Genomic DNA, 19,000 nt, shown 5'->3' with positions numbered 1-19,000 from the left:
GCCGTGCCGATCCTGCCGAAGGAGCGAGACCCCCGGCTCGTGACCATCCGCCGGGGCGGCACGCTCACCGACGAGCACCACCACCTGCTGGCCGAGTGGGCCCTGCAGTGCGCGGAGCACGTCCTGCCCCTGTTCGAGCGGGAGAGCCCGGACGACCCGCGTCCGCGCGAGGCCATCGAGGTCGGCCGGGCGTGGATCCGCGGGGAGGTGCGGATGACCGTGGCGCACGACACGGCGTTCCGGGCGAACGCCGCGGGGCGAGGTCTGCCCGACCCTGCACGCTTCGCCGCTCTCTCCGCCGGCCAGGCGGTCGCGGTGGCCCACGTCGCCGCGCACGACCTGGGCGCCGCGGCCTACGCGATCCGAGCCGTCCGGGCTGCGGCCGAGGCGGCGGCCCTGGCGCCGGCCGGCACAGGCACCGCCGCCCGCACCGCCGCTCGTGCCGCCGCCAGGGCTGCAGGCGACGAGGCTGCCGCTACGGAGCGGCAGTGGCAGCGCGACCGTCTCCCCGATGCCGTCCGCGCGCTCGTCCTGGAGGACCAGCGCGCCCGCAGCCCGATCTGCTGGAACGTCTTCGACGACGACCACACCACCCACGAGCCGAAGGGCACGCCATGAGGATCCGCCTCACCAGCATCTACGTCGACGACCAGCGGGCAGCGCTGGACTTCTACACCTCGAAGCTCGGCTTCACCGTGCACCACGACATCCCGCTCGGCGAGGACTCCTGGCTCACGGTGGTCTCGCCGGAGGACCCCGACGGCCCGGAGCTCCTGCTCGAGCCCTCCGGCCACCCGGCGGTCACGCCCTATCGGGCGGCTCTGGCCGACGACGGCATACCGGCCGCGCAGTTCGCCGTGGAGGACGTCGCCGCCGAGCACGAGCGGCTCACCGGGCTCGGGGTGCGGTTCACCCAGCCGCCGACCGACATCGGGCCGGCCGTGGTCGCGGTGCTCGACGACACCTGCGGCAACCTCGTCCAGCTCATCGCCCAGAAGTGACCCTCCCCAGCCAGGTGCCCACGCTGCGCGGCGACGGCTCGGTGGTGCTGCGCCCGTTCCGGGACGAGGACGTCCAGCTGGTCGTGGCAGCGGCGTCGGATCCGCTCATCCCGCTGGTGACCACGGTGCCGCGCTCGGGCTCCGAGGCGGACGCGAGGGCGTACATCGACAGACAGCACCAACGGCTGGGGGAGGGCGAGGGCTACTCCTTCGCAGTGGAGTCCGCGAGGACCGGCCGGGCGGTGGGCCAGATCGGCCTGTGGACCAGGGATCTCGCCCACGGTCGAGCGTCCACCGGGTACTGGATCGCGGCCGAGCACCGTCGGCGTGGGTACGGCAGGGCGGCGCTGTCCGCGCTGACCGCCTGGGCCATGGGCCTGGAGGAGGTGCAGCGCCTGCAGCTCTACGTGGAGCCGCGGAACGAGGCGTCGTGGCGGACGGCCGCGGCGTGCGGGTTCGCGCGGGAAGGCCTGCTGCGCTCCTGGCAGCAGGTGGGCGCCGAGCGCCGCGACATGTACGTCTACAGCATTGTCCGGTCCTGAGCCGAGGGCGCGACCGGCTCCCGCCAGCGGGAGGTCGGGCGCCACCCGAGCACCCGCTCGGCCCTCGAGCAGTCGAACGCGCCGGCCGTCCCGGTCAGCGGCACCCCGACCTCGGTGTCCGGGAAGTGCTCGCGCAGGAGCTCCTCGACCGGCCGCCTGACCCGCGTCTCGTCCGAGGCGACGAGGACCGCCTCGGGCTGTCCTCGTCGACCGGGACGTAGGGCTGGGTGAGCGGCTCGGGGGAGAACGCGGTGCCGTGGATCGCGCCGCTCGAGGCCAGGACGGCCGTGCGGATCCCTGCGGTCCAGGCCTGCTCGAGCGCCGTGAACGTCGTCAGGACGTTGGTCCGCACGAGGTCGGTGGGGTCCATGTCCTCGGGAGTCGGTATGCCGGCGCAGTGCACCACGGCGTCGCAGCCGGCGAGCGAGGCCGCCACCGCAGCCGGGTCGAGCAGGTCCACGGCAGGGGCTTCCCCCCGGACGTCGGCGCCGACGACCTCGTGGCCCGCGGCGAGGAGCTGCCGGCACACCTCGCTGCCGAGCCTGCCTGCCGAACCGCTCACCCACACGCGCACGGGACGTCACGCTACCCACGGACGGCAAAACTCGTTGCCCCTGCAGGCGTGGGCCACCTAGCGTCGTCGGACGGGCCGGCGCCGCACCGCCGGCAGGGCGAGGGACGGGGGACCACGATGGCCGCGGAGCTGCGGGCGCTGATCTTCGACGCCGACGACCCGGCCGCGCTGGCCAGCTTCTGGGGAGCGCTGCTCGGCTGGGACCGGGACCGCACGGCAGGCGAGCCGGCGAACCACGGCGGCGTCGAGCTGGTCCCGACCGAGCCGACCGGCTTCCGGCTCCGGTTCGAGCCCGCTCGGTCGCCCAAGGTAGTGCGCAACCGCCTGCACCTGCATCTCACGAGCTCCTCCGACGCCGACCAGAACTCGGTCGTCGAGCGGGCGCTGGGGCTCGGTGCGCGTCACCTCGACGTGGGCCAGCTCCCGGAGGAGGGCCACGTCGTGCTCGAGGACCCGGAGGGCAACGACTTCTGCGTCCTGGCGCCCGGCAACCGGTTCCTCGCCGAGTGCGGCTTCCTGGCCGAGGTGACGTGCGACGGCACGCGCGCGGTGGGGCAGTTCTGGAGCGCGGCGCTCGGCTGGCCGCTGGTGTGGGACCAGGACGAGGAGACCTCGATCAGGCCGCCGGGAGGCAGCACCAACATCTCGTGGGGCGGCCCCCCTGTCGAGCCCAAGGTGGGGCCCAACCGCCAGCGCCTCGAGCTCGTGGCCGGCGACGTCGGCCTCCGGGCCGAGGTCGACCGGCTGCTGTCGCTGGGCGCCACCCGGCTCGGGGACGAGTGCCTCGACGTGGCGCCGACGGGCCACGTCCGCCTCCTGCTGGCCGACCCCGACGGCTACGAGCTCGTCCTCTGCGGGGCACCGGCGTCGGGCGCGGGGTGACCGGCAGACCCGGCCCACCCTCGCACCGCCAGGGTCAGGCGGGCCTGCGCCCCACGAGGTGGAACGGTCGGCTGAGCTGCCGGTACGGGTCGCGCCGGCTCGCCTCCAGCTCCACCTGGGCCATGGCCGCGACCTCGTGGGGGTCCTCGAGGTCGACCGTGGCCCCGCTGAACTCGAGCCAGTCGGTGAACAGCCACACGCCGTACCACTGCACGGGCTGCACCCCGTGCGCCTCCAGCAACCCGGACAGGTGCTCGACGTCGTCCCCGCGTGTCGGCACCCCCAGGACCCCCAGCTCGCGGGGGTCGTCGAAGGCGGCGAGGGCGTCCTGCCAGCGTCGCTCGAGCGCCGGCCGCACGGCGGACGTCCGCGCGTTCCCCGTCAGGATCGAGACGATGCCGCCCGGCGCCACGCACCGGCAGAGCTGCTCGATCATCGCGACCGGGTCGTCCAGGTAGCCCAGCACCCCATGGCACAGCACCGCGTCGAACTGCTGCCCCGCGACGGCCTCGACCGCGTGCTCGCCCTCCGCGTGCAGCAGACGCACCCGGTCCCGCGCCCCGGCCGGCAGGACGCCGAGCCGTTCCCTCGCCCGAGCCAGCATCGCGTCCGAGGAGTCGAGCAGGGTCACGTGCCAGCCTGCGCGGGCGAGGGGGAAGGACTGGTGCCCGGCTCCGCCGCCCACGTCGAGGACCGTCGCCGGCGGTGGGGGCAGGTGCTCGAGCAGGTGCTGGTGCATGACGTACGTGCGCACGAGCCCCTTGGCCGATGCGTAGGCGCCGTCCGCGAACGGGTCGACGAGGCCGGCCCAGAGGTCGTCCTCAGCCACCCGTGGCCCCGGTGAACGACCGGACCAGCGCGTCCACGGTCGCCGTGCGCTCGCGCAGGGCGATCCGGCGCAGCACCGGACCGGCGACCCGGTAGGCGCCGTACGTCTCCGTCCGGGCGTGGTGGCGTACTCGCGTCCCACCGTCCGGGTCCGGGGCCAGGACGTACCCCGGCCAGCCCTGGACGTGCAGCCGGCCGCGGCGCGACCTGGTCCACCAGTGGTAGCCGAGAGCGCTCGGGGGGTCGAAGACGACGACCTCCCCGGGGGTGGGCCCCAGCAGGGTGTGGTCGAGGTAGGTGGTCCCCAGCCCCGTCGCACCGGCAGAGGTCTGCCGGGTCCGCCGCAGGATGCTGCCGCTGCGTGGCATCCACGCGTTGTGGCCCTCGATGTCGGCGAGGCGCGCGAAGACGTCCTCCACCGGAGCCGGGACGGTGCGCGTGACCTCGAGCTCGATGACGCCCATGCGCCCATGATCCGGCGGGCCCGGCTCCGGCTCAAGATCCCGTGGTGCGTCGCCGGCCCGGAGACTCCGGCGCCCAGCACGCCGGTGCGACCCCGCCCGGGACGCCGCTCGGAGCCCGCGGCCGGTGACCCGGCACAATGGCGGGGTGACTTCCCCTGCCGCCCTCGACCCCGCCATCGCCGACCGCCTCAAGCGCGACGCCCACGGCCTGGTCGCCGCGGTCGTCCAGCAGCACGACACCGGCGAGGTGCTGATGCTCGGCTGGATGGACGACGAGGCGCTGCGCCGGACCCTCACCGAGGGCCGCGTGACCTTCTGGTCGCGCAGCCGTGAGGAGTACTGGCGCAAGGGCGACACCAGCGGCCACCACCAGCGCGTCCAGTCGGTGGCGCTCGACTGCGACGGCGACGCGCTGCTCGTGCGCGTCGACCAGGTCGGCGCCGCCTGCCACACCGGCGCGCGCACGTGCTTCGACGAGGGCGACCTCGGGGCGCGGCCGTATGCCGGTGAGTGACGTCAGCCCCGACCTCGCGTTCGGAGCCACCTGGCCGAGCCTGGACACCTTCTCGGTGCTCGCCCAGGACCGGCGGGTGATCCCCGTGGTGCGCCGGCTCATGGCCGACGCCGAGACCCCGGTGGGGGTCTACCGCAAGCTCGCCGGCGACCGCCCGGGCACGTTCCTGCTCGAGTCCGCCGAGCACGGCGGAGTCTGGTCGAGGTACTCGATCGTGGGGGCGACCAGCCGCGCCACCCTGACCGAGCGGGACGGCGAGGCCCTCTGGCTGGGGGAGCCCCCGGTCGGGGTGCCCACCGACGGGAACCCGCTGGAGGCGCTGCGCGACACCGTGGCGGCGCTGGCCACCGAGCCGGTCGAGGGCCTGCCCCCGCTCACCGGCGGCATGGTCGGGGCGATCACCTACGACGCCGTGCGGCGGTGGGAGAGGGTCCCCGACACCAACCCCGACGTCCTCGACGTGCCGGAGCTGGCGATGATGCTCGCCACCGACCTCGCCGTCCTCGACCACGCCGACGGCTCGCTGTTGCTCGTGGCGAACGCCGTCAACTACGACGCCACCGACGAGCGGGTCGAGCAGGCGTGGGCCGACGCCGTTGCCCGGCTCGACGCGATGACCGCCGACCTCGCGGCTGCGGCCTCCTCGACCGTCGCGACCGTCGACCGGGACGCCTTCGACCGCGCCCGGCAGGGCGTGACGAGCAACACCACGCAGGCGGACTTCGAGCAGATGGTCCAGGACGCCAAGGAGGACATCCGCGCGGGCGAGGTGTTCCAGGTCGTCCTGTCCCAGCGGTTCTCCACGCCCTGCCCGGCCGACGCGCTCGACGTGTACCGCGCGCTGCGCACGGCGAACCCGAGCCCGTACATGTACCTGCTCCGGCTGCCGCACCCCGACGGCGGCTCGTACGACGTGGTGGGCTCCTCGCCCGAGGCCCTCGTGAAGGTGACCGGCCGCCGCGCGATCACGCACCCGATCGCCGGGTCCCGGCCCCGCGGCAAGACGCCGGAGGAGGACCTCGCGCTCGCCGAGGACCTGCTCGCCGACCCCAAGGAGCGGTCAGAGCACGTCATGCTCGTCGACCTCGGCCGCAACGACCTCCAGCGCGTCTGCGAGCCGGGGACGGTCGACGTGGTCGAGTTCATGAACGTCCGCCGCTACTCGCACGTGACCCACCTGGAGTCCACGGTGGTGGGGGACATCCGGCCGGCCTGCACGGCATACGACGTCCTGCGTGCGACGTTCCCGGCCGGGACGCTCTCCGGTGCCCCCAAACCGCGCGCACTCAGCCTCATCGAGCACTACGAACCCAGCCGGCGCGGTGTCTACGGCGGCGTCGTCGGCTACCTCGACTTCCACGGAGACCTCGACATGGCCATCGCCATCCGGACCGCCCTCGTCAAGGACGGCACCGCGCACGTCCAGGCGGGGGCGGGCATCGTCGCCGACTCCGTGCCCACCACGGAGTACGAGGAGACGGTGAACAAGGCGGCTGCCGCCCTGCGCGCGGTCGCCACCGCCTCGGCCCTGCGGACCGTCCGATGAGGCGGCTGCGGCCCACGGGCAAGCTCTTCGTCGTCCTGCTGGCCCTCGTCTCGTCGCTGGTCCTGCTCGCCAGCGGCGGCCGCACCTGGGTCTCCGGCACGGTCGACGACGCCGTCCTCGGCGCCAGCCGCATCGACGCCACGGGCACGGAGGTCGCCTCCGGCGTCGTGGCCCTGGCGCTCGTCGCCCTCGCGGCAGCCGTCGCCAGCACCACGAGCGGGCCCGTCCTGCGGCGCGTCACCCTCGCCGTGGTGGTGCTCGCGGCGCTGGGCGAGGGGTTCGTGGTGGCCCAGGTCGCCTTCGACCCGTCGGGGGCCCTGGGGTCCGTGGCGGCGCGCAGCGCCGGCCGCACCGGCACCCTGGAGACCCACTCGACCGCGACGGCGTGGCCGTGGGTCGACCTCGTGGCCTGCGTCCTGCTCCTCGTGGCGGCCGTCGGCGGCTGGGTCGGCGCGCCGGGTTGGCGCGGCCTCGGCGCGCGGTACGAGAAGCCGACCACCACGGCCGGACCCCGCGGCCAGCGCGTGGGCACCGACTGGGACCGGCTCGACGCCGGCGAGGACCCCACGGCGCGCGACGACACCCGGACCACCTGACACAATGGGACCAGTACCCAGCAGCACCACGACCTCCAGGAGCCCGAGCCCCATGGCAGAAGAAGTCCACGAAGACCACGGCCACAGCATCGCCGCCTGGACCGGGGTGGGCGTCATCCTCGTCGGGACCGCCCTGGCGTCCGTGGCCGTCGTCATCGCCAACGTCGCGCTGTTCGTCGTGGGCATCGTGATCTGCCTCGTCGGCGCCGTCGCCGGCAAGGTGCTCTCCATGGCCGGCTACGGCGCGAAGACCGTCATCGGCCCCGACTCGCCCGAGTCCACCAAGCCCGAGCTCGGCATCCACTGATCCCGTGAGCGCCGCCGTCGGCAGCGTGCCGCCCGCCGGTGTGCGGGCGCCGCTGCTGGTGGGCGCCGGGGGAGCGGCGCTCGCCGCGGCCCTGGTGCTGCGCGACCCGCACCAGCACGGGTCGTGGGGCCTGTGCCCCTTCCTCCTGCTGACCGGGGTGCCGTGCCCGGCGTGCGGCGGCCTGCGGGCCACCCACGACCTGCTCACGGGGCACCTCGGCGCGGCCCTGTCCAGCAACGCGTATGCCGTCGCGACGGCGTTCCTCGTCGTCGCGGCCTGGGCCTCGTGGCTGGCGGCGGCTGCACGCGGTCGTCGGCCCGCCTGGGCGGCGCGGCTGCCGGTGGCCGGTCCCGTCTGGGCCCTCGGACTGCTCGCCTTCGGGGCGCTGCGCCTCCTGCCCGCCCTGTCCGTTCTGCGACCCTGACGCCGTCCGTCCAGCCCCGCTGGTTAGCCTGTCGTCCATGGCCACCGTCCTCGATGCGATCGTCGCCGGCGTGCGCGAGGACCTCGCCGCACGCGTCGCCGTGACCCCCCGGGAGGTCGTCGAGCGCCTCGCCTCCGACGCCCCCGCGGCCCTCGACGCCGAGGCGGCGCTGCGCCGTCCCGGCCTGTCGCTCATCGCGGAGGTCAAGCGGTCCAGCCCGAGCAAGGGCGAGCTCGCCACCATCGCCGACCCGGCCGCGCTGGCCGCGGACTACGAGGCCGGTGGCGCGACCGCGGTGAGCGTCCTCACCGAGCAGCGCCGGTTCGGCGGGTCGCTCGCCGACCTCGACGCGGTCCGGGCAGCCGTGCGGATCCCCGTGCTGCGCAAGGACTTCATGGTCGAGGAGTACCAGCTGTTCGAGGCCCGCGCGCACGGCGCGGACATCGTCCTGCTCATCGTGGCGGCCCTTGAGCAGGCCGACCTGGTGCGGATGCACGCGGTGGCACGCGAGCTCGGCATGACCGCCCTCGTGGAGGTCCACGACGAGGACGAGACCCGTCGCGCGCTCGACGCCGGCGCCACCGTCGTGGGCGTCAACGCCCGCAACCTCAAGACCCTGGACGTCGACCCCGACACCTTCGGCCGCCTCGCCGGGCTCGTCCCCGACGACGTCGTCAAGGTCGCCGAGTCCGGCGTCTCCGGCCCCCGGGACGCGGCCCGCTACGCCGCCGAGGGAGCCGACGCGGTCCTCGTCGGGGAGGCGCTGGTGCGCGGCACCGACCCCCGCCGGGCCGCGCACGACATCATCACCGCGGGCGCGCCGGCGTGACCCGCGACGGAGGAGACCCGCTGTGACCGACCTGACACCCCACCCCGTGCTGCGACCGGGCCGTTTCGGCGACTTCGGCGGCCGGTACGTCCCCGAGGCCCTCGTCCCCGCCCTGGAGGAGCTCGACGAGGCCCGTCGCAAGGCGATGGTCGACCCCGGGTTCCTCGGTGAGCTCGAGCGGCTGCACCGCACGTACACCGGGCGCCCCAGCATCATCACCGAGGTGCCGCGGTTCGCCGAGCACGCCGGCGGTGCCCGGGTCATCCTCAAGCGCGAGGACCTCAACCACACCGGTTCGCACAAGATCAACAACGTGCTGGCCCAGGCCCTGCTCACCGTCCGGATGGGCAAGACCCGCGTCATCGCCGAGACCGGCGCCGGGCAGCACGGTGTCGCCACGGCCACGGCCGCCGCCCTCATGGGCCTCGAGTGCGTGATCTACATGGGTAAGGTCGACACCGAGCGGCAGGCGCTCAACGTCGCGCGCATGCGGATGCTCGGAGCCGAGGTGCACGCCGTCGACACCGGAAGCGCCACCCTCAAGGACGCCATCAACGAGGCCATGCGCGACTGGGTGACCAACGTCGGGCACACCCACTACATCCTGGGCACCGTCACCGGGCCCCACCCGTTCCCGGAGATGGTGCGCGACTTCCACCGCATCATCGGTGTCGAGGCGCGCGCCCAGGTCCTCGACAGCGTGGGCCGGCTGCCCGACGCCGTGCTCGCCTGCGTCGGCGGCGGCTCGAACGCGATGGGCATCTTCCACCGCTTCCTCGACGACACCGACGTGCGGCTCATCGGCATCGAGGCCGGGGGAGAGGGCATCGCGGGCGGCCGGCACGCGGCCCGCTTCGCCGCCAGCTCGCCGGGTGTCCTGCACGGCACCTTCAGCTACCTCATGCAGGACGACGACGGCCAGACGCTGGAGTCGCACTCGATCTCGGCCGGGCTCGACTACCCCAGCGTGGGGCCCGAGCACGCGTGGCTGCGGGACACCGGTCGCGCCGAGTACCGCTACGCCACGGACGAGCAGGCCATGCGTGCCTTCGAGCTGCTCTGCCGCACCGAGGGCATCATCCCGGCGATCGAGTCGGCCCACGCCCTCGCCGGGGCCATCGAGGTCGGGCGGGAGCTCGGCCCCGACGCCCTGCTGCTGGTCAACCTCTCGGGCCGCGGCGACAAGGACATGCACACGGCCGCGGAGTACTTCGGCCTCATCGACGGCGACGCCGTCCCGAGCGGCACCGCCGACGAGCCGGGCGCCGAGGGCGACGGGAGGACCCAGCTGTGAGCACGACCACCGAGATCGGCGTGGGCGGGGTCCTCGCCCGCTGCCGCGAGGAGAACCGGGCCGCCCTCGTCGGCTACCTGCCCGTCGGCTTCCCCTCGGTCGAGGGATCCGTCGCCGCCATGGTGGCGATGGTCGAGGCCGGCGTGGACATCGTCGAGGTGGGCATCCCCTACAGCGACCCGCTCATGGACGGCCCCACCATCGCGTATGCCGCCGACCAGGCCCTCAAGCACGGGGTCCACGTCCGCGACGTCTTCACCGCGACGCGCGCGGTGCGCGACGCCGGGGCGCCCCCGCTCGTGATGTCGTACTGGAACCTCGTGCTCAAGCACGGCCCGCGGCGCTTCGCCCAGGACCTCGCGGCCGCGGGGGGCGCCGGCATGATCACGCCCGACCTCATCCCTGACGAGGCCGGCGAGTGGATCGCGGCCAGCGACGAGACCGGCCTCGACCGCGTCTTCCTGGTCGCTCCCAGCTCCACCGAGGAACGGATCGCGGCGGTCACCGCGCAGTGCCGGGGCTTCGTCTACGCCGTGTCGCACATGGGCGTCACCGGCGCCCGCACCGCGATGGGTGACGCCGCGCGCGTCGTGGTGGAGCGGACCAAGGCGGTGACCGACAAGCCCGTGTGCGTGGGCCTCGGCGTCTCGGGCGGCGCCCAGGCGGCGGAGGTCGCGGCATACGCCGACGGGGTCATCGTGGGCTCGGCCCTGGTGCGGTGCCTCACGGACGCGCCCGACGAGCAGTCCGGCATCGAGGCGCTCCGGTCCCTCGTCGGCGAGCTCGCCGAGGGCGTGCGGAGCGGGCGCTGACATGACCGCACGCCCGTGGCGCGACTGGGTGGGGCTGGTGGCCCGCGTGGTCCTCGGTGTCGTGCTCGTCGTCGCGGGGGCTCTCAAGGTGGGTCACCTCGAGACCTCCGCCCGGTCCGTCCGGGCCTATCAGCTGCTGCCGTACGACATGGCCGGCTACGTCGGCTACGCCCTGCCGGTGGTCGAGATCGCCGTGGGACTGCTGCTCGTGGTGGGGCTGCTGACGCGCGGATCGGCCGTCGTCGGCGGGATCCTCATGGTCGTGTTCATCGCCGGGATCTCCTCGGCGTGGGCGCGTGGCCTGTCCATCGACTGCGGCTGTTTCGGCAAGGGGGGAACCATCGACGCCTCCCAGACGCAGTACCCCCAGGAGATCGCGCGCGACATCGGGCTGCTGGCCTGCGCGGCGTGGCTGGCAGTCCGCCCGCGGACGGCCTTCGCGCTCGACGGCTGGCTGTTCCCGCACCCCGCCACCGCGGTAGACCCCGACGAGACCCTCGACCGAGAAGGACACCCGGCATGAGCAAGGCCACGGCAGACCGCAAGGCAGCCAGTCGCAAGGAGAAGGCGGCCGCCGCCGCGCCGAGGAGCACCAGCACGGCCAAGGTCGTGGTCGCCGTGGTCGTCGTGCTCCTCGTGGTCGCAGGCGTCGTCACCGCCGTCACCCTCGGCAAGTCGGACAAGAAGGCCGCCACCACCGCCGGGGGCTCGGCCCTGCCGAAGAACGTCGCCGCGATGGGGGCCGGCGTCGTGGTCAACCCCGGCGCGCCGTCGACCGTCCCGACCCTGGACCTCTACGAGGACTTCCAGTGCCCGGTCTGCGCCCGCTTCGAGGAGATCTTCGGGCTGCAGATCAAGGACATGGTCCAGTCCAACCAGGTCAAGCTCGTCGCCCACCCGCTGTCGTTCCTCGACGACAACCTGAAGAACGACTCCTCGAACCGCGCCGCCAACGCCGCCGCCTGCGCGGCCGACCAGGACAAGTTCCTGCAGTACCACGCCGCGACGTTCCAGGGGCAGCCCTCGCAGGAGGGCGCGGGGTACAGCGACGCGGCCCTCAAGGACTTCGCGACCCGGGCCGGGATCACGGGCGCGGCGATGACGTCGTGGGAGAAGTGCTACGCCGACAAGGCCCACAACCAGTGGGTGGAGTCGGTGCAGACCCAGTCCGAGAAGGACGGAGTCAACGGCACCCCGACGGTCAAGCTCGACGGCAAGACCCTCGACCTGACCGGCCTGACCCAGCAGGCGTTCGCCGACAAGGTGAAGGCCGCGACCAAGTGACGACCGCACTGGTGGCCACGCTGCCGGCCGCGCTACCGGCGAGCATCCCGAGCCCGACGTCCGGGGTGTGGCACCTCGGCCCGGTGCCGATCCGCGCGTACGCCCTGTGCATCCTGGCCGGCATCGCCGTCGCGGTGTGGGTCACCGGCCGCCGCCTGCGCGACCGCGGCCACGCCCCCGAGCTCGCCGTCGACATCTCGGCCTGGGCGGTGCCGTTCGGCATCGTCGGCGGCCGGCTGTACCACGTCATCACCACGCCCGACCCGTACTTCGGCCAGGGCGGCCAGCCCCTCCACGCGTTCTTCATCTGGCAGGGCGGCCTCGGCATCTGGGGAGCCATCGCGCTCGGCACCCTCGGGGCCTGGATCGGCGCGCGGCGCCACGGCGTGCCGCTCATGGACTTCGCCGACGCGGCCGTCCCCGGCGTGGCCGTCGCCCAGGCCCTCGGCCGGTGGGGCAACTGGTTCAACAACGAGCTCTACGGCAGGCGCACCGACGTCCCGTGGAAGCTGGAGATCCACTGCTGGGACCAGGCGGCCGGGCACGCCACGACCTGCCCCGGCAGCTCGAGCACGGTCCTCGGCTACTTCCACCCGACGTTCCTCTACGAGTCGCTGTTCTGCCTGGTCCTCGCGCTGGCGCTGGTGGTCGTCGACCGCCGGTTGCGCCTGCGCCGCGGCCAGCTCTTCGGGCTCTACGTGGCGGGCTACCCGCTCGGCCGCATCGTGTTCGAGCTGATGCGCTCGGACGAGGCACACCGGATCCTCGGCCAGCGGGTCAACGTCTGGACCAGCGTCCTCGTCTTCCTCCTCGGCGTGGCCATCGTCCGGGCCAACCGGACCCGCCCGGTGGCCTTGCCCGGCGGGGGTGGGGGCGGGGACGGCTCGACGGAAACTCAGGAACCCAGCGTGACGTCTCACCATTCGGAATGAGACGGCTCACATAGCGGAACAACGAGCACGCGGGCTATCCTGCTTGCGCCGTGGCCAAGGCCGTCCACGCGCGTGCCCCGTGCGCCCTTGCGAGGGTTGTGCACACGCCCTACGACCCCCGAGGACGGTGACCCGCCCGTGTCCGACACGCGCTTCTCCGCCCAGCCCGCCGACACCGGGCTCTACCGCCGTGAGTTCGAGCACGACGCCTGTGGCGTCGCGCTCGTGGCGACGATGCGGGGCAGTGCCGGTCACGACATCGTCGACCACGCCCTGACCGCCCTGCGCAACCTCGAGCACCGGGGCGCCACCGGCGCCGACCCGCTCGTGGGCGACGGCGCCGGCATCCTCACCCAGGTGCCGGACGCGTTCTTCCGGGCCGTCGTGGACTTCGACCTCCCCGTCGGCGGGGCGTATGCTGTGGGCACCGCCTTCCTGCCCCAGGACGAGGCCGAGCGGGCTGCCGCCGTCGAGCGGATCGAGCAGATCGCCCGCGAGGAGGGCCTCAACGTCCTCGGGTGGCGCGACGTGCCGATCTCGGCCGAGCTCGTCGGCCAGGTGGCCCGCGACTGCATGCCCTACTTCCGGCAGCTGTTCGTCAGTGCCGCCGTCGGCCGCATGGTGGGACTCGGCCTGGACCGGCTCGCCTTCTGCCTGCGCAAGCGGGCCGAGCGCGAGACCGAGGTGTACTTCCCGTCGCTGTCGTGCCGCACGATCGTCTACAAGGGCATGCTCACGACCGGGCAGCTCGAGCCGTTCTTCCCGGACCTGTCCGACCGCCGGTTCGAGACCCAGCTGGCGCTGGTGCACTCCCGGTTCTCGACCAACACCTTCCCGTCCTGGCCGCTGGCCCACCCGTACCGGCTCATCGCCCACAACGGCGAGATCAACACCGTCAAGGGCAACCGCAACTGGATGCGCGCCCGCGAGAGCCAGCTCGTCTCCGACGTCATCCCCGGTGACCTGAACCGCCTGTTCCCGATCTGCACCCCGGGCGCCTCGGACTCCGCGTCCTTCGACGAGGTGCTGGAGCTGCTCCACCTCGGCGGCCGGTCGCTGCCGCACGCCGTCCTCATGATGATCCCGGAGGCCTGGGAGAACCACGAGGAGATGGACCCGGCCCGCCGGGCCTTCTACGAGTTCCACTCCACCTTCATGGAGCCGTGGGACGGGCCGGCCGCGGTGACGTTCACCGACGGCTCGCTCATCGGCGCCGTCCTCGACCGCAACGGGCTGCGGCCCGGTCGCTACTCGGTCACCGACGACGGCCTCGTGGTGCTGGCGTCGGAGGCCGGCGTGCTCGACCTCGACCCGAGCCGCGTGGTCCGCAAGGGCCGGCTGCAGCCGGGGCGGATGTTCCTCGTCGACACCGAGCACGGCCGGATCGTCTCCGACGACGAGATCAAGTCCTCCCTCGCGGCGCAGCAGCCCTACGAGGAGTGGCTGCACGCCGGCCTCATCCACCTCGACGACCTGCCCGAGCGCGAGCACATCGTGCACACCGCGGCCTCGGTCGCCCGCCGTCAGCAGACCTTCGGGTACACGCAGGAGGAGCTCAAGATCCTGCTGTCGCCGATGGCCCGCAGCGGCGCGGAGGCCCTGGGCTCGATGGGCACCGACACGCCCATCGCCGTCCTGTCCGACCGACCGCGGCTCATCTTCGACTACTTCACCCAGCTGTTCGCGCAGGTGACGAACCCGCCGCTCGACGCGATCCGCGAGGAGCTCGTCACCTCCCTCGGGACGGTCATCGGCCCCGAGGGCAACGCGCTCACCGCCACGCCCGCGCACGCGCGGCAGGTCGTGCTGCCGTTCCCGGTGATCGACAACGACGACCTGGCCAAGATCGTCCACGTCAACGCCGACGGCGACCTGCCGGGCTACGCGACCCACGTCGTGCGCGGCCTGTACGACGTCTCCGGTGGTGCAGCGGCCCTAGAGGCGCGGCTCGAGGAGATCTTCGCCGAGGTGTCGCGGGCCATCTCCGAGGGCACCCGGTTCATCGTGCTGTCCGACCGGGACTCCGGCCGCGACCTCGCGCCCATCCCGTCGCTGCTCCTCACCTCCGCCGTCCACCACCACCTCATCCGCGAGAAGACCCGCACCCTGGTCGGCCTCGTGGTCGAGGCCGGCGACGTCCGCGAGGTGCACCACGTCGCCCTGCTCATCGGGTACGGCGCCGCCGCGGTCAACCCCTACCTCGCCATGGAGTCGGTCGAGGACCTCGTGCGGTCCGGCCACATCACCGGGGTCACCCCGGACAAGGCCGTCGCGAACCTCATCAAGGCGCTCGGCAAGGGCGTCCTGAAGGTGATGTCCAAGATGGGCATCTCGACCGTGGCGTCGTACCGCGGTGCCCAGGTGTTCGAGGCGATCGGCCTGTCGCAAGAGCTCGTCGACCGCTACTTCACCGGCACCGTCTCCCAGCTCGGCGGCATCGGGCTCGACGTGATCGCCGCGGAGACCGCGGCGCGGCACGCCGCGGCATACCCGCCGGACGGCGTGCGCCTCCCGCACCGCAAGCTGGCCGTCGGCGGCGAGTACCAGTGGCGCCGCGAGGGCGAGCCGCACCTGTTCGACCCCGAGACCGTCTTCCGGCTGCAGCACTCGACCCGGCAGCGGCGGTACGACGTGTTCAAGCAGTACACCCAGCGCGTGGACGAGCAGTCCGAGCGGCTGATGACGCTGCGGGGGCTGTTCGAGTTCACCTCCTCGCCCGACCGGCCCCCGGTGCCGCTCGAGGAGGTCGAGCCGGTCAGCGAGATCGTCAAGCGGTTCTCGACCGGCGCCATGTCGTACGGCTCGATCAGCCAGGAGGCGCACGAGACGCTCGCGATCGCCATGAACCGTCTGGGCGCCCGCTCGAACACCGGTGAGGGCGGCGAGGACGTCGACCGGCTGCTCGACGACGAGCGGCGCTCGGTCATCAAGCAGGTCGCGTCGGGCCGGTTCGGCGTCACCTCGCTCTACCTCACCAAGTCCGGCGACATCCAGATCAAGATGGCGCAGGGCGCCAAGCCCGGTGAGGGCGGCCAGCTGCCCGGCCACAAGGTGTACCCGTGGGTGGCCAGGACCCGGCACTCCACGCCGGGCGTCGGCCTCATCAGCCCGCCGCCGCACCACGACATCTACTCGATCGAGGACCTCGCCCAGCTCATCCACGACCTCAAGAACGCCAACCCCGAGGCGCGGATCCACGTCAAGCTCGTCTCCGAGATCGGGGTCGGCACGGTCGCGGCCGGTGTCTCCAAGGCGCACTCCGACGTCGTGCTCATCTCGGGCCACGACGGCGGCACCGGCGCCTCGCCGCTGACCTCGCTCAAGCACGCCGGCGGGCCCTGGGAGATCGGCCTCGCCGAGACCCAGCAGACGCTGGTGCTCAACAGCCTGCGGGACCGCATCGTGGTGCAGTGCGACGGCCAGCTCAAGACCGGACGCGACGTCATCATCGCGGCACTGCTCGGCGCCGAGGAGTTCGGCTTCGCGACGGCGCCCCTCGTGGTCAGCGGCTGCGTCATGATGCGCGTCTGCCACCTCGACACCTGCCCCGTCGGCATCGCGACACAGAACCCCGAGCTGCGGGCGCGTTTCTCCGGCAAGCCCGAGTTCGTGGAGACGTTCTTCGAGTACATCGCCGAGGAGGTGCGCGAGCACCTGGCCGCCCTGGGCTTCCGGACGCTCGAGGAGGCCATCGGCCAGGTCGGCGCCATCGACGCCACGAAGGCGGTCAACCACTGGAAGGCCGCCGGCCTGGACCTGTCGCCGATCTTCGCCGACGTCCAGAGCCCCGACGGCTCGGCCCGCCGCAACACCACGGGTCAGGACCACGGGCTGGAGAAGGCGCTCGACCACAGCCTCATCGCCATCGCCCGGGAGGCGATCACCGACGGCACGCCCGTCACCGGTGAGGTCGCGGTCCGCAACGTCAACCGCACGATCGGCACGCTGCTCGGCCACGAGGTCACCAAGGCGCACCCCGAGGGCCTGCCCGACGGGACGATCGACCTCACCCTCACCGGGTCGGCCGGCCAGTCGCTCGGCGCCTTCCTGCCGCGCGGGATCACCCTGCGTCTGCTCGGCGACGCCAACGACTACGTCGGCAAGGGCCTGTCGGGCGGACGTGTCGTGGTCCGGCCGGACCGCGGCGCCCCGCTCCAGGCCGAGGCGAACGTCATCGCCGGCAACGTCATCGGGTACGGCGCCACCACCGGCGAGCTGTTCCTGCGCGGGATGGTCGGCGAGCGGTTCTGCGTCCGCAACTCCGGTGCCACGGCCGTCGTCGAGGGCGTGGGCGACCACGGCTGCGAGTACATGACCGGCGGGACCGTCCTCGTGCTCGGCCCGACCGGTCGCAACTTCGCGGCCGGCATGTCGGGGGGAGTGGCCTACGTGCTCGACCTCGACCGGGACCGCGTCAATCCCGAGCTCGTCGACGTGGGGCCGCTGCGCCCCGACGACGAGACGACCGTCCGCGACCTGCTGCAGCGCCACCTCGACTGGACCGAGTCGGCCGTGGCGGCCCACCTGCTGCAGGAGTGGGACACCGCGAAGGAGAGGTTCAGCCTGGTGCTGCCCCGTGACTACCAGCGCGTCCTGGACGTGCGCACCGCCGCCGAGGCGGAAGGACTCGACGTCGACGGCCCCGAGGTGTGGGAGCGGATCATGGAGGCCTCCCGTGGCTGACCCCCAGGGCTTCCTGAAGACCCGTGAGCGCGAGCTGCCCGCCCGTAGGCCCGTCCCGGTCCGCATCAGGGACTGGAAGGAGGTCTACGAGGAGCAGGAGCTCGGGCAGCTCCAGCGCCAGGCCGGACGCTGCATGGACTGCGGCATCCCCTTCTGCCACAGCGGCTGCCCGCTGGGCAACTTCATCCCCGAGTGGAACGACCTGGCGTGGCGGGGTGACTGGCGCGAGGCGATCGAGCGGCTGCACGCGACCAACAACTTCCCGGAGTTCACCGGCCGCCTGTGCCCGGCGCCCTGCGAGACCGCCTGCGTGCTCGGCATCAACCAGCCCGCCGTGACGATCAAGCAGGTCGAGGTCACGACCATCGAGCGTGCCTTCGACTCCGGGTACGTCCAGCCGCAGCCGCCCGAGCGGCTCTCCGGCAAGACGGTCGCGGTCGTCGGGTCCGGCCCGGCCGGTCTCGCGGCGGCCCAGCAGCTGACCCGGGCCGGCCACACCGTCGCGGTGTTCGAGCGCGCCGACAAGCCGGGTGGCCTGCTGCGGTACGGCATCCCCGAGTTCAAGATGGAGAAGGCGGTCCTCGACCGGCGCATCGCCCAGATGGAGGCCGAGGGCACCCGCTTCAGAAGCGGCGTCAACGTCGGCGAGGACATCACGGGCAGGCAGCTGCGCGACCGGTACGACGCCGTCGTCCTGGCCGTCGGCGCCACCGTGCCGCGTGACCTGCCGGTACCGGGGCGCGAGCTGGACGGTGTCATGCAGGCCATGGACTTCCTGCCGCCGGCCAACCGGGTCGCGCTCGGCGAGGAGGTCGAGGGACAGGTCACGGCCGAGGGCAAGGACGTCATCGTCATCGGCGGCGGCGACACCGGCGCCGACTGCATCGGCACCTCGCACCGCCAGGGCGCTCGCTCGGTCACCAGCCTGGAGATCATGCCGAGGCCGGGGGAGGAGCGGGCGGCCGGCCAGCCGTGGCCGACCTACCCGATGCTGTTCCGCGTCGCCTCCGCGCACGAGGAGGGTGGCGAGCGGCTGTATGCCGCGTCCACCAAGGAGATCCTCGGCGAGGACGGCAAGGTCAGCGGGATCCGCCTGGTCGACGTCACCATGCAGGACGGGCGGTTCGTCGAGGTGGAGGGCACCGAGCGGGTGCTCCCGGCGCAGCTGATCCTGCTGGCGATGGGCTTCCTCGGGCCACAGGGCCCGGGTGTCGTCGAGCAGCTCGAGGTCGAGCTCGACGAGCGCTCGAACGTCAAGCGGGACAAGGACTACATGACGTCGGTGCCCGGCGTGTTCGTCGCCGGGGACGCCGGACGCGGGCAGTCGCTCATCGTCTGGGCCATCGCCGAGGGCCGGTCCGCAGCGGCCGGGGTCGACCGGTACCTCACTGGGTCGACCGCGCTGCCGCGGCCGATCAACCCGACCGACCGCCCCCTCGTCGTCTGACCGCGAACCCCGGTCACCCTCCCGGCTGTCCGGAGGGTGAC

20 protein-coding genes are annotated in these 19,000 nt (G+C 73.1%); 17 read left to right on the top strand and 3 right to left on the bottom strand.

The genetic code is table 11. The annotated features are described in order from the left end of the window. Positions 1-3 precede the first annotated feature (3 nt). Genes ACFUC1_RS00245 through ACFUC1_RS00235 form a run of 3 tightly spaced genes read left to right on the top strand, consistent with a single transcriptional unit; the run spans position 4 to position 1,543 of the window. Positions 4-618, top strand: coding sequence for a putative immunity protein (locus ACFUC1_RS00245; protein WP_379115869.1), 615 nt, complete (start codon positions 4-6; stop codon positions 616-618). Next, positions 615-1,001 carry a VOC family protein gene (locus tag ACFUC1_RS00240; protein ID WP_379115868.1) on the top strand — a complete coding sequence of 129 codons (387 nt, stop codon included), beginning with the start codon at positions 615-617 and terminating at the stop codon, positions 999-1,001. The genes ACFUC1_RS00245 and ACFUC1_RS00240 overlap by 4 nt, the downstream gene beginning before the upstream one ends. Beyond that, entirely contained in the window at positions 998-1,543 is a 546-nt protein-coding gene (locus tag ACFUC1_RS00235) for a GNAT family N-acetyltransferase (protein WP_379115867.1), read from the top strand. Before ACFUC1_RS00240 ends, ACFUC1_RS00235 begins: the two co-directional genes overlap by 4 nt. Positions 1,544-1,637: 94 nt before the next feature. Here the strand turns inward: ACFUC1_RS00235 and ACFUC1_RS00230 are convergent, their stop codons facing one another. After that, positions 1,638-2,117, bottom strand: a complete 480-nt coding sequence (locus ACFUC1_RS00230) for an NAD-dependent epimerase/dehydratase family protein (RefSeq protein ID WP_379115866.1) — start codon at positions 2,115-2,117, stop codon at positions 1,638-1,640. Positions 2,118-2,234: 117 nt separating this feature from the next. Between ACFUC1_RS00230 and ACFUC1_RS00225 the strand changes: the two genes are divergently transcribed. Beyond that, positions 2,235-2,999 (top strand): VOC family protein, encoded by a 765-nt coding sequence (locus ACFUC1_RS00225; RefSeq protein ID WP_379115865.1) that lies wholly within the window; start codon positions 2,235-2,237, stop codon positions 2,997-2,999. A 34-nt stretch (positions 3,000-3,033) separates the two neighbouring features. Here the strand turns inward: ACFUC1_RS00225 and ACFUC1_RS00220 are convergent, their stop codons facing one another. Together ACFUC1_RS00220 and ACFUC1_RS00215 are read right to left on the bottom strand one after the other, a co-directional pair. Further along, on the bottom strand, positions 3,034-3,828 hold the full coding sequence (locus ACFUC1_RS00220; RefSeq protein ID WP_379115864.1) for a class I SAM-dependent methyltransferase: 795 nt from the start codon (positions 3,826-3,828) through the stop codon (positions 3,034-3,036). Continuing rightward, complete coding sequence (locus ACFUC1_RS00215; RefSeq protein WP_379115863.1) at positions 3,821-4,291, bottom strand: SRPBCC family protein; 471 nt, start codon at positions 4,289-4,291, stop codon at positions 3,821-3,823. Before ACFUC1_RS00215 ends, ACFUC1_RS00220 begins: the two co-directional genes overlap by 8 nt. A 145-nt stretch (positions 4,292-4,436) precedes the next feature. Here ACFUC1_RS00215 and hisI point away from each other — a divergent pair, with 145 nt between their 5' ends. From hisI to ACFUC1_RS00150, 13 genes are all read left to right on the top strand, one after another. Further along, the gene (gene hisI / locus ACFUC1_RS00210) at positions 4,437-4,805 is read left to right on the top strand and encodes a phosphoribosyl-AMP cyclohydrolase (RefSeq protein ID WP_316009027.1); all 369 of its coding nucleotides are present in this window, start codon (positions 4,437-4,439) and stop codon (positions 4,803-4,805) included. Continuing rightward, positions 4,792-6,351: an anthranilate synthase component I gene (locus tag ACFUC1_RS00205; RefSeq protein ID WP_379115862.1), complete on the top strand. Its 1,560-nt coding sequence runs from the start codon at positions 4,792-4,794 to the stop codon at positions 6,349-6,351. The genes hisI and ACFUC1_RS00205 overlap by 14 nt, the downstream gene beginning before the upstream one ends. Then, entirely contained in the window at positions 6,348-6,947 is a 600-nt protein-coding gene (locus tag ACFUC1_RS00200; protein WP_379115861.1) for a Trp biosynthesis-associated membrane protein, read from the top strand. The genes ACFUC1_RS00205 and ACFUC1_RS00200 overlap by 4 nt, the downstream gene beginning before the upstream one ends. Before the next feature lie 52 nt (positions 6,948-6,999). After that, the gene (locus ACFUC1_RS00195; protein ID WP_379115860.1) at positions 7,000-7,254 is read left to right on the top strand and encodes an HGxxPAAW family protein; all 255 of its coding nucleotides are present in this window, start codon (positions 7,000-7,002) and stop codon (positions 7,252-7,254) included. 4 nt (positions 7,255-7,258) lie between these two features. After that, positions 7,259-7,678 carry a DUF2752 domain-containing protein gene (locus tag ACFUC1_RS00190; RefSeq protein WP_379115859.1) on the top strand — a complete coding sequence of 140 codons (420 nt, stop codon included), beginning with the start codon at positions 7,259-7,261 and terminating at the stop codon, positions 7,676-7,678. Between the two features lie 37 nt (positions 7,679-7,715). Further along, positions 7,716-8,507 (top strand): indole-3-glycerol phosphate synthase TrpC, encoded by a 792-nt coding sequence (gene trpC, locus ACFUC1_RS00185; protein ID WP_379115858.1) that lies wholly within the window; start codon positions 7,716-7,718, stop codon positions 8,505-8,507. Positions 8,508-8,529: 22 nt separating this feature from the next. Further along, on the top strand, positions 8,530-9,801 hold the full coding sequence (gene trpB, locus ACFUC1_RS00180) for a tryptophan synthase subunit beta (protein WP_379115857.1): 1,272 nt from the start codon (positions 8,530-8,532) through the stop codon (positions 9,799-9,801). Next, a complete protein-coding gene (trpA, locus tag ACFUC1_RS00175; RefSeq protein WP_379115856.1) occupies positions 9,798-10,613 on the top strand; it encodes a tryptophan synthase subunit alpha in 816 nt (271 codons plus the stop codon). The genes trpB and trpA overlap by 4 nt, the downstream gene beginning before the upstream one ends. A gap of 1 nt (position 10,614) precedes the next feature. Next, a complete protein-coding gene (locus tag ACFUC1_RS00170; protein ID WP_379115855.1) occupies positions 10,615-11,136 on the top strand; it encodes a MauE/DoxX family redox-associated membrane protein in 522 nt (173 codons plus the stop codon). After that, complete coding sequence (locus ACFUC1_RS00165; protein WP_379115854.1) at positions 11,133-11,897, top strand: DsbA family protein; 765 nt, start codon at positions 11,133-11,135, stop codon at positions 11,895-11,897. Before ACFUC1_RS00170 ends, ACFUC1_RS00165 begins: the two co-directional genes overlap by 4 nt. Next, positions 11,894-12,829, top strand: a complete 936-nt coding sequence (gene lgt / locus ACFUC1_RS00160; RefSeq protein ID WP_379115853.1) for a prolipoprotein diacylglyceryl transferase — start codon at positions 11,894-11,896, stop codon at positions 12,827-12,829. Before ACFUC1_RS00165 ends, lgt begins: the two co-directional genes overlap by 4 nt. Before the next feature lie 138 nt (positions 12,830-12,967). Next, positions 12,968-17,512, top strand: coding sequence for a glutamate synthase large subunit (gene gltB / locus ACFUC1_RS00155; protein ID WP_379115852.1), 4,545 nt, complete (start codon positions 12,968-12,970; stop codon positions 17,510-17,512). Further along, positions 17,505-18,959, top strand: a complete 1,455-nt coding sequence (locus tag ACFUC1_RS00150; protein ID WP_379115851.1) for a glutamate synthase subunit beta — start codon at positions 17,505-17,507, stop codon at positions 18,957-18,959. The genes gltB and ACFUC1_RS00150 overlap by 8 nt, the downstream gene beginning before the upstream one ends. Positions 18,960-19,000 lie beyond the last annotated feature (41 nt).

Origin of the sequence: Pedococcus sp. NPDC057267 (assembly GCF_042668795.1) — a bacterium.
Taxonomy (GTDB): domain Bacteria; phylum Actinomycetota; class Actinomycetes; order Actinomycetales; family Dermatophilaceae; genus Pedococcus.
The sequence above is the reverse complement of the archived record's forward strand: the minus strand, read 5'-3'. Positions and strand labels throughout refer to the sequence as shown.

What these genes read in the sequence shown, in the direction of transcription:
- ACFUC1_RS00240 (WP_379115868.1), top strand. Translation starts at nt 615, where the DNA reads ATGAGGATCCGCCTCACCAGCATCTACGTCGACGACCAGCGGGCAGCG.
- ACFUC1_RS00225 (WP_379115865.1), top strand. Translation starts at nt 2,235, where the DNA reads ATGGCCGCGGAGCTGCGGGCGCTGATCTTCGACGCCGACGACCCGGCC.
- ACFUC1_RS00215 (WP_379115863.1), bottom strand. Translation starts at nt 4,291, where the DNA reads ATGGGCGTCATCGAGCTCGAGGTCACGCGCACCGTCCCGGCTCCGGTG.
- ACFUC1_RS00205 (WP_379115862.1), top strand. Translation starts at nt 4,792, where the DNA reads ATGCCGGTGAGTGACGTCAGCCCCGACCTCGCGTTCGGAGCCACCTGG.
- ACFUC1_RS00200 (WP_379115861.1), top strand. Translation starts at nt 6,348, where the DNA reads ATGAGGCGGCTGCGGCCCACGGGCAAGCTCTTCGTCGTCCTGCTGGCC.
- ACFUC1_RS00195 (WP_379115860.1), top strand. Translation starts at nt 7,000, where the DNA reads ATGGCAGAAGAAGTCCACGAAGACCACGGCCACAGCATCGCCGCCTGG.
- trpC (WP_379115858.1), top strand. Translation starts at nt 7,716, where the DNA reads ATGGCCACCGTCCTCGATGCGATCGTCGCCGGCGTGCGCGAGGACCTC.
- ACFUC1_RS00170 (WP_379115855.1), top strand. Translation starts at nt 10,615, where the DNA reads ATGACCGCACGCCCGTGGCGCGACTGGGTGGGGCTGGTGGCCCGCGTG.
- ACFUC1_RS00165 (WP_379115854.1), top strand. Translation starts at nt 11,133, where the DNA reads ATGAGCAAGGCCACGGCAGACCGCAAGGCAGCCAGTCGCAAGGAGAAG.